We start from the raw sequence: 10,376 nt of genomic DNA, 5'->3' as shown, positions 1-10,376 counted from the left end.
GTACTGCGCCGCGCCGTCTCATCGGTCCGTGCGCGACGGATGTCGCGGTGCCACAGTGAGGCCAGGACGGCCCGTCGAAGGAGGACCACGCATGAAGCTCGAGCTCCGGGGCATCACCAAGAGGTTCGGGTCGCTCGTCGCGAACGACAGCATCGACCTGACCGTCAACCCTGGTGAGATCCACGCGCTCCTCGGCGAGAACGGTGCCGGGAAGAGCACTCTCATGAACGTGCTCTACGGCCTCTACGAGCCCGACGGCGGGCAGATCCTGCTCGACGACCAGCCGGTGGCCTTCACGGGACCAGGTGACGCGATGGCCGCGGGCATCGGCATGGTCCACCAGCACTTCATGCTCGTCGACGTGTTCACGGTGGCGGAGAACGTCGTCCTCGGCCACGAGCCGATGCGTGGCGGCCGGCTGATCGACGCTGGACGTGCACGCGAGCTGGTGCGTGAGATCTCCGACCGCTTCGGCTTCCAGGTCGACCCCGATGCTCTCGTCGAGGACCTGCCGGTCGGCGTCCAGCAGCGCGTCGAGATCATCAAGGCGCTCTCCCGCGACGCGCGCGTCCTCATCCTCGACGAGCCGACGGCGGTCCTCACACCGCAGGAGACCGACGAGCTGATCGCAATCATGCGTCAGCTCAAGGAAGCGGGAACCTCCATCGTCTTCATCACGCACAAGCTGCGTGAGGTGCGGGCGATCGCCGACCGCATCACGGTGATCCGTCGGGGCGCGGTCGTCGGGGCGGCCAGCCCGACGTCGACCGAGCAGGAGCTCGCGTCGATGATGGTGGGTCGGTCTGTCACCCTGGGCGTCCACAAGGAGCCGGCGCAGACCTCGGGTCGCCGTCTGGTCGTCCGGGAGCTCACTGTGCTCGACCCGAACGACGTGCCGGTCCTCGACCGGGTCGACCTGACGGTGGACGGCGGTGAGATCCTCGCGGTCGCCGGTGTGCAGGGGAACGGTCAGACGGAGCTCGCCGAGGTGCTGCTCGGGATGCTGAAGCCCACGGGCGGCACGGTCGAGCTCGACGGCAGGCCGCTCGCCGGGCGCAGCATCAAGGAGGTCCTCGACCTGGGCGTGGGGTTCGTCCCCGAGGACCGCACCACCGACGGCGTCGTCGGCGACTTCTCGATCGCGGAGAACCTGATCCTCGACCTGCACGACAGGTCGCCCTTCGCCCGACGTGGCGCCGTCGACGCGAAGGTGGTCCGCGACAACGCCGAGCGGCAGGTGCGCGAGTTCGACGTGCGCACGTCGTCCGTCGAGGCGCCCGTCCGGACCTTGTCGGGCGGCAACCAGCAGAAGGTCGTCCTGGCGCGTGAGCTGTCCCGCCCGCTACGGCTTCTCGTCGCCTCGCAGCCGACCCGTGGTCTCGACGTCGGGTCAATCGAGTTCGTGCACAAGCGCATCGTCGCGGAGCGGGACGTCGGCACCGCAGTCGTCATCGTGTCGTCCGAGCTCGACGAGGTGCTGGCGCTCGCCGACCGCATCGCTGTCATGTACCGCGGACGGGTCGTCGGCGTCGTCGACGGGAAGACCGACCGGGACGTGCTCGGCCTCATGATGGCCGGCGTCCCGCTGGAAGAAGCGCGTGAGCAGGTGACCGAGCACCACACGGCGCTCGGAGGTGCCGACCTCGAGGCCGGCGGCGAAGGAGTGGTGTCCTGATGACCGAGGCCTCCGTGGGCACCGACCGTGCCGAGCACGTCGAGGAGTCCCGGGCGACGAGGATCACTCGCGACATCCTCTCGAGCGATGCGACGGTCGTCGTCCTCGCCATCGTCGTTGCGCTCGTGCTCGCCGCGGTGCTCATCGCGGCGGCTGACCCCGACGTGCAGAAGGCTGCCGGCTACTTCTTCGCCCGGCCCGCCGACTTCTTCACGGCGGTGTGGGACGCCGTCTACGGCGCGTACTCCTCGCTCTTCCGCGGCGCGGTCTTCGACCCGCAGGCCAGCACGCCGGAGCGGCAGGTGCGCCCGTTCACGGAGACGCTGACCGCATCGGTGCCCCTCATCTTCGCCGGCCTCGGCCTCGGGATCGGCTTCCGGGCCGGGCTGTTCAACATCGGTGCTCAAGGGCAGGTCATCCTCGGTGCGACCTTCGCTGCGTTCGCCGGGTTCACCTTCCACCTGCCCGCAGGCCTGCACCTGGTGGTGGCGATCGCGTTCGGTGTCGCCGCCGGCGCCGCTTGGGCCGGCATCGCGGGCGTCCTGAAGGCGCGCACGGGTGCGAACGAGGTCATCGTCACGATCATGCTCAACTCGATCGCGGTCTTCCTCATGGCGTACCTGCTCACCACGGACGCCTTCAAGCGACCGGGCACCAACCCGATCAGCCCCAAGATCGAGCCCACCGCGATGTTCCCGTCGATCTTCGGGCCTCCGTTCCGGCTCCACTGGGGCTTCGTGCTCGCACTGGTCACCGCGGTCGGCGTCTGGTGGTTCATGGAGCGCTCGACGGCGGGGTTCCGGTACCGCGCGGTAGGCCTCAACCCGCATGCCGCCCGGACCGCGGGCATCAGGATCAACTCCGTGTACGTCTCGGTGATGCTGATCGCCGGGGCCCTCGCCGGGATGGGCGGCGTCACGCAGGTTCTCGGTACTGAGGGCGTGCTGCAGGACGGCGTCGCGGGGACGATCGGGTTCGACGCCATCACGGTCGCCCTGCTCGGTCGCTCCAAGCCGGTGGGTACCGTGCTCGCGGCACTCCTGTTCGGGGCGCTGCGGGCGGGGTCGCCGCTGATGCAGACGGTCAGCGGGACGCCCATCGACATCGTGATGGTCGTCCAGGCGGTGATCGTGCTGCTCATCGCGGCCCCGCCGCTCGTACGGGCGATCTTCCGGCTGCCCAGCCCTGACGAACGGCGCGCCCGTCGGACCGCCGTCCTCGCTCCGAAGGAGGTGGCCGCGTGAGCGTCCTGACCGCTCCGGAACCCGGCGGACTCGTCGGCGACGTCGCTCCGGCAGTCCGTTCGCGGGTCAGCTGGAAGGCACCGATCACCTATGCCGTGATGGGACTCGCTTCCCTGCTCGCGTTCGGGGTCTTCACGTCGGGCAGCGCCGAGTCGACGTTCGTGATCTCCACGCCGTCCGACGCCTGGCAGATCGCTCCGGTCACGGTGCCGTCGCGTCTCACGGCGGTCGTCCTCTCGCTGGTGGCACTCGGCCTGGCGGCGTTCGTCGCCGTCCGCACGCGTGCGCGCCGTCGCGTCGGCGTGTGGGTCCCGGTCGTGTTCGGCCTGTGCATCGTCCTCTCGTTCCTCACCTGGGCGGACGCCGGCAAGGTCGCGCCGATCACCTTGACGAGCCTGCTCGTCGGCGGGCTCGTCCTGTCGATCCCGCTCGTGTTCGGGTCGCTCGCCGGGCTCCTGTGCGAACGATCGGGCATCATCAACATCGCGATCGAGGGCCAGCTCCTCGCGGGCGCGTTCCTCGCTGCGGTCGTGGCGTCGATGACGTCCAACGCGTACGCGGGACTGGTCGCGGCACCCGTCGCCGGGGCGCTGGTCTCCGTCCTGCTCGCGTTCTTCTCGATCCGCTACCGCGTCAACCAGATCATCGTCGGGGTGGTCCTCAACGGCCTGGTGATCGGACTGACGGGCTTCCTGTTCTCAGCCGTGCTGTCGGACAACATCCCGTTGCTCAACTCGCCGCCGCGCCTTCCCGTGCTCCCGATACCGCTCCTCAGCGAGATCCCTGTGGTGGGCCCGGTCCTCTTCCGCCAGAGCGCCCTCGTCTACCTGATGTTCGTCATCGTCGTCCTGCTGCAGGTCATGCTCTTCCGCAGCCGTTGGGGTCTGCGCATGCGATCAGTAGGCGAGCACCCGAAGGCGGCCGACACGGTCGGCATCGACGTGAACCGGACGCGCTGGCGCAACACCGTGCTGGGCGGCGCCGTCGCCGGACTCGGGGGTGCGGCGTTCACCGTCGCGCTCGGCCTCGCCTTCACCAAGGAGATGACCGGCGGGAAGGGATACATCGCGCTTGCCGCGATGATCCTCGGCCGGTGGAACCCGCGCGGAGCGCTCGTCGCAGCTCTCCTGTTCGGCTTCGCAGACGCGCTCGGCACCAACCTCTCGCTCGTCGGGACTCCGGTGCCGCCGCAGCTCCTGGCGATGTTGCCCTACGTCGCGACGATCTTCGCGGTCGCTGGACTCGTCGGCCGGGTACGTGCCCCGGCCGCCGAGGGCATCCCTTACGGCAAGTGACGATCGAGGGCCCTGCCGCGGTGCAGCCCTGCTGGACGGAGGAACCGACGTGACGGAGCAGTCTGCGGGGGGAGTCGACTGGGCGGCACTGCGCGGGGCCGCGACCGAGGCGATGGGGCGCGCCTACGTCCCTTACTCGGCGTTTCCCGTGGGCGCTGCCGCGCTCGTCGAGGACGGCCGGGTCGTCGTCGGCTGCAACGTGGAGAATGCGTCGTACGGCCTGACGCTCTGTGCCGAGTGCGCCCTCGTGTCCAGCCTGCACCTGTCCGGCGGCGGGCGGCTCGTCGCCTTCACCTGCGTCGACGGGCACGGGAACGTGCTCATGCCGTGCGGGCGCTGCCGGCAACTGCTGTGGGAGCACGGCGGGGCGCGGCTGCTGGTCGAGACGGTGTCGGGCATCAAGCCGATGACCGAGGTCCTGCCGGACGCGTTCGGTCCGGAGGACCTGGAGGAGCGGGCGTGACGCGCGCCGCGCGAGACGCAGGGAAGGCCTACGCATGAGCAGCACCACCGAGGCGTTCGACGCCGTCGACGTCATCGTCGCCAAGCGCGACGGGCGTCGGCTGACCGGCGCGCAGATCGACTGGGTCGTGGACGCATACACACGCGGTGTCGTGGCGGACGAGCAGATGTCGTCGCTCGCCATGGCGATCCTGCTCAACGGCATGGACCGGGTGGAGATCGCGCGCTGGACGGCCGCGATGATCGCGAGCGGCGAGCGGCTCGACTTCTCGTCGCTGTCCCGTCCGACGTCCGACAAGCACTCGACGGGCGGCGTGGGCGACAAGATCACGCTGCCCCTCGCCCCGCTGGTCGCGGTGTTCGACGTCGCCGTCCCGCAACTGTCGGGCCGTGGCCTCGGCCACACGGGCGGCACGCTCGACAAGCTCGAGTCGATCCCCGGGTGGCGCGCGGCGCTGTCCAACGACGAGATGATGCGACAGCTCGAGGAGGTCGGCGCGGTCATCTGCCAGGCTGGTTCCGGCCTCGCGCCCGCCGACCGCAAGCTCTACGCGCTGCGCGACGTGACGGGCACGGTCGAGGCGATCCCGCTCATCGCGTCGTCGATCATGAGCAAGAAGATCGCCGAGGGCACGGGTTCGCTGGTACTCGACGTCAAGGTCGGGTCGGGCGCGTTCATGAAGGACGAGACCCGGGCGCGCGAGCTTGCGCAGACGATGGTCGAGCTCGGCTCGGACGCCGGTGTCACGACGGTGGCGCTGCTCACCGACATGTCGACGCCCTTGGGGCTGACCGCGGGCAACGCTCTCGAGGTCCGCGAGTCGCTCGAGGTGCTGGCGGGTGGGGGCCCGGCCGACGTCGTCGAGCTGACGCTCTCCCTCGCGCGAGAGATGCTCGATGCCGCGGGACGTCGCGACGCCGACCCTGCGGCGGCCCTGGCCGACGGGCGCGCGATGGACGTGTGGCGCCGCATGATCCGCGCGCAGGGGGGCGACGCGGACGCGCCGCTGCCGGTCGCGCGCGAGACCGAGCAGGTCGTCGCGGCGACCGACGGGATAGTCACGACCGTGGACGCGTACGCGGTCGGGATCGCGGCGTGGCGGCTCGGCGCGGGGCGCGCCCGTAAGGAGGACCCGGTGCAGGCGGGCGCGGGCGTCGAGCTGCACGTCCGGCAGGGGGACGCGGTGCGAGCGGGCCAGCCGCTCGTCACCATGCACACCGACACGCCCGATCGGTTCGACCGGGCGCGCGCTGCACTCGACACCGCCCTCGTCGTCGAGCCGGAAGGTCGGCCGGCTCCCGATCGGAGGATCGTCCTCGGCCGCATCACCGGTTGACGATCTGCCACCTGCACGCACACGACGGTGCCCCGGAGGCTCGCGCCACGGGGCACCGTCGTGCGCGGCGACGGTCAGGACGTACCGACGGACGCCTGGCCGGACTTCGTGAGCCACAGGGACGTGTAGCACGTCTCGGACGAGGCACCGTTGTAGCTCGTCCACTCGGACACGTACTTCGCCACGGCGTCCTGCGTCGCCGTCGAGTTGGGGCGGTACAGCGACCGCGTCGGGTATGTCATCGTGCCGTAATTGGACGACGTACTCGGCGATCCCGTCGAAAGAATCTTTGCGTAGGCGCCGGAGTACTTCTCGTACGTGGCTCGGAACGACATGTAGCGGAACCCGTCGCCCGACGACACGAGGCAGTTCTTGTAGGTCACGAAGCCGGATCCGCTCGTCACGGAGCAACCGCTGAGATTCGTCGCGGCGAGCGGCTTGACACCGGTCGTCCGTCCGAGCGAGCTCGGCTTCTCGAAGGAAGAGACGCGGATGGAGCCGTCGTTGAACGTCTCGACCCGCTCGGTCGCGCCCGACCGCGTGATCGTCGACGTCGCCACCGGCGCGGCAGCCCCGTCCAGAGCGTCGACCTTCCCCGTGCGGACGAACTTCTCGATCAGCTCGTCCTGCACCTCCTGCGTGACGCCGTACGTGCTCCAGTACGCCCGGACGTCGGTGAAGTCGCCCGTCGTGCCCTCGGCCGCCTGCGCGGGCGAGATCACTCCGAGCCCGATCGCGACGAGCAGCGCGACGCGGGCGGCCCTGCGCCGCGCGGTCACGGCTTCGCCTCCCACCGGGTCCACGCCGTGTCGTTGCCGACGAGCGCTCGGAAGTCCACCGACTTGGACCCGCCGGAGCCGTAGCCCGTGAACTGCGTGGTGGCGTTCGCCCACGCCGAGCCGGACGAGTTCTGCAGCTTCTTGCGGATGGCCAGGGTCGGCGGGTTCGGGGAGGCGGTGCCTCCCGTGGTCGCGAGGTACGGGCTGTGCACCTCGATGATCTGGTCGGGCCCGCCCTGCGCGAGGGTGTAGGAGATGTAGAAGCCCATCGCGATGACGCCCGTGTCGGCGTGCGCCTGGCAGTCGTAGTAGTTGCGGTAGCCCGAACCGCCGACGGTCGTCCGGCAACCGTCGACGGCGACGGTCCGGATCGACGCTGCTGGTGTGCGGTCGGGCTTCTGCACCTCGGTGACCGTGATCGAGCCGTCCGCGAAGGTCAGCACCGTCGTCGTCGACCGCTTGCCCTGGAGGACCTCGCGGGAGGTCGGTGCGGCACCCGCGAGCGAGTCCCACGTCTCCCCGGCGCTCAGCGCCGCGAGCAGGTGGCCCTGCACGTCGGCCGGCACGTCATAGGTCGTCCACCACGCGCGCAGGTGGGCGTCGACTTCCTCGGGGACCGCGGCCGCCGCGCCGGCGGGTGTCGAGATCGTGGCAAGTCCTACGGTCGCGGCGCACGCGGCAGCGAGCACGCCTCGTCGGAATCTAGATTGTGGCACTTTTCACCCCAAGTCCGTGTCAATACCAATGACCAATGTCATTGTGCGTGCCGACCGTAGCGACGTGAAACGCCGGGCGCAATACCCTGGAAGTTGCGTGACGGGGAGATCGACGGGCAGGATCCGAGCATGCCCACCCAGCAGCGGGACGGTGCGGCGACGGCCGCACGGTTGGCCGCCACCGGAGCACTTCTCGGCGTCGCCCTCGTCCAGGCACTGCCGCTCGACGACCGTCTCCTGCCGCTTCTCCTCCTCGCGCCCGTGACGTCGGCCCTCCTCTGGGTCGCCACCTGGCGGTCGGACCGACCCGTCGCCGTGCTCGGCGCGGCGGCCGTGGTCGTCTCGCTCGTCACCGTCTTCCTCACTCCGGTGGCGTGGGCGCTCGGGCCCCTGGCGCTCGTGGGCGCCGTCGTCGCGGTCGTCGGCGCGCGGTCCCGCGACGTTCTCACGACTCTCGTCGGGGCGGCGCTCGGCGTGTCCCCGGCTGTGACGGGCGGCGTGGTCGACCTCCGCCACCTGGGGCTCCTGGGTGGGCTCACTCTCGTCACCGCCGGCCTCGCGGTCGCCGTCTCCGCGGTCGCACCGCGTCGGCAGGCGCAGACGGGCACCGCCTGACGCGTGATGGCGCGTGCGCCGGGAGCATCGGCGGAGGACGATGACCGAGAGCACTTCCGACCGCCGAGGAGGAACGCGATGAGTGCCGTCCCAGGACAAGACGCGTGGCGCGACGCCGGTCTGGAGCCAGTGACCGGGGACGGCCCGCGGCGCCTGACCGATGACGTGGCCGAGGCCGACGACGGCCCGGAGGAGTACAGGCCCGGCTTCGCACGGGCGGACCGAGAGGGACGCGCCGACGAGGCCGACGTCGTCGAACAGGACACCGAGGTCGCGCTCGACGACGACCAGGACCCGGAAGCAGGGTGACGGGCTGTACCGAGCGACGCGGTCCGGCACCGGGTGGCGCCGGTACGGTGGAACCATGACGTCCCCCGCCGCACCCCCTCCTGACGGGGGCGTCGTCCCGGCACCGCCCGTCGTCGACGATCGGCCCGCTGGTCCTGACGCCGCGGACCCGGCCGTCGCCCTGATCGCCGCGCTCCCCAAGGTCCTGCTGCACGACCACCTCGACGGCGGCCTGCGGCCGGCGACGATCGTCGAGCTTGCGGCGGAGGTGGGCCACGAGCTGCCGACGACCGACCCCGAGGCGCTCGGGCGGTGGTTCGTCGAGTCGGCCGACTCGGGCAGCCTCGAGCGGTACCTCGAGACGTTCGAGCACACCGTCGCCGTCATGCAGACCGTCGACGCGCTGCGGCGCGTCGCGCGCGAGGCCGCGCTCGACCTGGCCGCCGACGGCGTCGTGTACGCGGAGTCGCGGTACGCGCCCGAGCAGCACCAGCGCGCCGGGCTGACGCTCGAGCAGGTCGTCGACGCGGTCCAGCAGGGCTTCGCGGAGGGTGTCGCCGAGGCCGCCGCGCAGGGCCGGACCATCCGCGTCGGCACGATCCTGTCCGCGATGCGCCAGGCGGACCGCGCGGACGAGATCGCCGCGCTCGCGATCGCCCGTCGCGGCGACGGCGTCGTCGGCTTCGACATCGCCGGGCCCGAGGAGGGCTTCCCTCCCTCGCAGCACGCCTCCGCGTTCCGCGCGCTCGCCGAGGCGCACGTCCCCGCGACCGTGCACGCGGGGGAGGGGTCGGGCCTCGAGTCGGTGTCGCAGGCGCTGCACGTCGCGCAGGCGTGCCGGATCGGGCACGGCGCGCGCCTCGTCGAGGACATCGCGACCGACGACCTCGGCGACCGCCTCGGTCCGCTCGCGCAGTGGGTGCGCGACCGCCGCGTACCGCTCGAGCTCTGCCCGTCGTCGAACCTCCAGACCGGCATCGCCGCGACGGTCGCCGAGCACCCCGTGACGCGCCTCAAGCGCCTCGGCTTCAAGGTCACCGTCAACACCGACAACCGTCTGCAGTCCGGCACCACCCTCTCCCGCGAGCTCACGCTGCTCGTGCAGGAGGCTGGCTGGACGCTCGACGACCTCCAGGACGTGGCCGTGACCGCGGCCGCCTACGCGTTCGCCCACCACGACGACCGCGACGCACTCATCGACACCGTGATCCGGCCGGCCTACGCCGCCGCCCGGGGAGGAAGGCACCGCGCATGACCACGACGCACGACGCCGCCGGGCTGGCCCGGCTCGTCGACCACACGCTCCTCAAGCCGGAGGCGACCGTCGCCGACGTGCAGACCCTGGTCGAGGAGGCCGCCCGGCTCGGGGTGTACTCGATCTGCATCTCGCCGTCGTTCCTGCCGGTCGACACGTCCGCGGCGCCCGGGCTGCACGTCGCGACGGTGTGCGGGTTCCCGTCGGGCAAGCACCACAGCGACGTCAAGGCCGCCGAGGCTGCACGCTCCGTGCGGGACGGCGCCGACGAGGTCGACATGGTCATCGACGTCGGCGCGGCGCGCGAGGGTCGGTACGACGCGGTCGAGGCCGACATCGCGGCGGTCCGTGCCGCGACGCCCGGCGACGTCGTGCTCAAGGTCATCATCGAGTCCGCCGCGCTGACCGACGACCAGATCGTCGCCGTGTGCCAGGCCGCCGAGCGCGCCGGGGCCGACTTCGTGAAGACGTCGACGGGCTTCCACCCGGCGGGCGGCGCGACCGTGCACGCGGTCGCCCTCATGGCGCAGACCGTCGGCGGGCGCCTCGGCGTCAAGGCGTCGGGCGGCATCCGCACGGCCGCCGACGCCGTCACGATGGTCGACGCGGGCGCCACCCGCCTCGGCCTGTCGGGCACCGCCGCCGTGCTCGCGGGCCTCGAGGCCGACGCCGGCTACTGACGCCATCCCGGACCGTCCGGCCGACCCCTG

Annotated in this window: 11 protein-coding genes; 9 read left to right on the top strand and 2 right to left on the bottom strand. The window is 71.3% G+C overall.

The window, feature by feature from the left end; genetic code table 11:
* Positions 1–91 precede the first annotated feature (91 nt).
* The 5 genes from CTKZ_RS01550 to CTKZ_RS01530 all read left to right on the top strand — a co-directional run bounded on the left by CTKZ_RS01550 (position 92) and on the right by CTKZ_RS01530 (position 6,013).
* Positions 92–1,675, top strand: coding sequence for an ABC transporter ATP-binding protein (locus CTKZ_RS01550; RefSeq protein ID WP_124341287.1), 1,584 nt, complete (start codon positions 92–94; stop codon positions 1,673–1,675).
* Positions 1,675–2,919 (top strand): ABC transporter permease, encoded by a 1,245-nt coding sequence (locus CTKZ_RS01545; protein ID WP_124341286.1) that lies wholly within the window; start codon positions 1,675–1,677, stop codon positions 2,917–2,919. Before CTKZ_RS01550 ends, CTKZ_RS01545 begins: the two co-directional genes overlap by 1 nt.
* A gap of 98 nt (positions 2,920–3,017) precedes the next feature.
* Entirely contained in the window at positions 3,018–4,214 is a 1,197-nt protein-coding gene (locus tag CTKZ_RS01540; RefSeq protein WP_124341285.1) for an ABC transporter permease, read from the top strand.
* Positions 4,215–4,263: 49 nt separating this feature from the next.
* Complete coding sequence (locus tag CTKZ_RS01535) at positions 4,264–4,677, top strand: cytidine deaminase (protein WP_124341284.1); 414 nt, start codon at positions 4,264–4,266, stop codon at positions 4,675–4,677.
* 34 nt (positions 4,678–4,711) lie between these two features.
* Positions 4,712–6,013: a thymidine phosphorylase gene (locus tag CTKZ_RS01530; RefSeq protein ID WP_124341283.1), complete on the top strand. Its 1,302-nt coding sequence runs from the start codon at positions 4,712–4,714 to the stop codon at positions 6,011–6,013.
* A 74-nt stretch (positions 6,014–6,087) separates the two neighbouring features.
* On the opposite strand, the gene CTKZ_RS01525 is transcribed toward CTKZ_RS01530, so the two are convergent.
* Together CTKZ_RS01525 and CTKZ_RS01520 are read right to left on the bottom strand one after the other, a co-directional pair.
* Entirely contained in the window at positions 6,088–6,792 is a 705-nt protein-coding gene (locus CTKZ_RS01525) for a hypothetical protein (protein ID WP_124341282.1), read from the bottom strand.
* On the bottom strand, positions 6,789–7,481 hold the full coding sequence (locus CTKZ_RS01520) for a DUF5626 family protein (protein WP_124341281.1): 693 nt from the start codon (positions 7,479–7,481) through the stop codon (positions 6,789–6,791). Before CTKZ_RS01520 ends, CTKZ_RS01525 begins: the two co-directional genes overlap by 4 nt.
* 156 nt (positions 7,482–7,637) lie before the next feature.
* On the opposite strand from CTKZ_RS01520, the gene CTKZ_RS01515 reads away from it, so the two are divergent.
* The 4 genes from CTKZ_RS01515 (at position 7,638) to deoC (ending at position 10,346) form a co-directional block, all read left to right on the top strand.
* Positions 7,638–8,123, top strand: coding sequence for a hypothetical protein (locus tag CTKZ_RS01515; protein WP_124341280.1), 486 nt, complete (start codon positions 7,638–7,640; stop codon positions 8,121–8,123).
* A 165-nt stretch (positions 8,124–8,288) separates the two neighbouring features.
* On the top strand, positions 8,289–8,432 hold the full coding sequence (locus CTKZ_RS22300; protein ID WP_225916298.1) for a hypothetical protein: 144 nt from the start codon (positions 8,289–8,291) through the stop codon (positions 8,430–8,432).
* Between the two features lie 55 nt (positions 8,433–8,487).
* Positions 8,488–9,666 (top strand): adenosine deaminase, encoded by a 1,179-nt coding sequence (locus tag CTKZ_RS01505; RefSeq protein WP_124341278.1) that lies wholly within the window; start codon positions 8,488–8,490, stop codon positions 9,664–9,666.
* Positions 9,663–10,346, top strand: coding sequence for a deoxyribose-phosphate aldolase (gene deoC / locus CTKZ_RS01500; protein ID WP_124341277.1), 684 nt, complete (start codon positions 9,663–9,665; stop codon positions 10,344–10,346). Before CTKZ_RS01505 ends, deoC begins: the two co-directional genes overlap by 4 nt.
* The last annotated feature ends 30 nt before the right edge of the window (positions 10,347–10,376 follow it).

The sequence above is a fragment of the Cellulomonas algicola genome, assembly GCF_003851725.1.
GTDB classification, from domain to species: Bacteria; Actinomycetota; Actinomycetes; order Actinomycetales; family Cellulomonadaceae; genus Cellulomonas; species Cellulomonas algicola.
The sequence above is the reverse complement of the archived record's forward strand: the minus strand, read 5'-3'. Positions and strand labels throughout refer to the sequence as shown.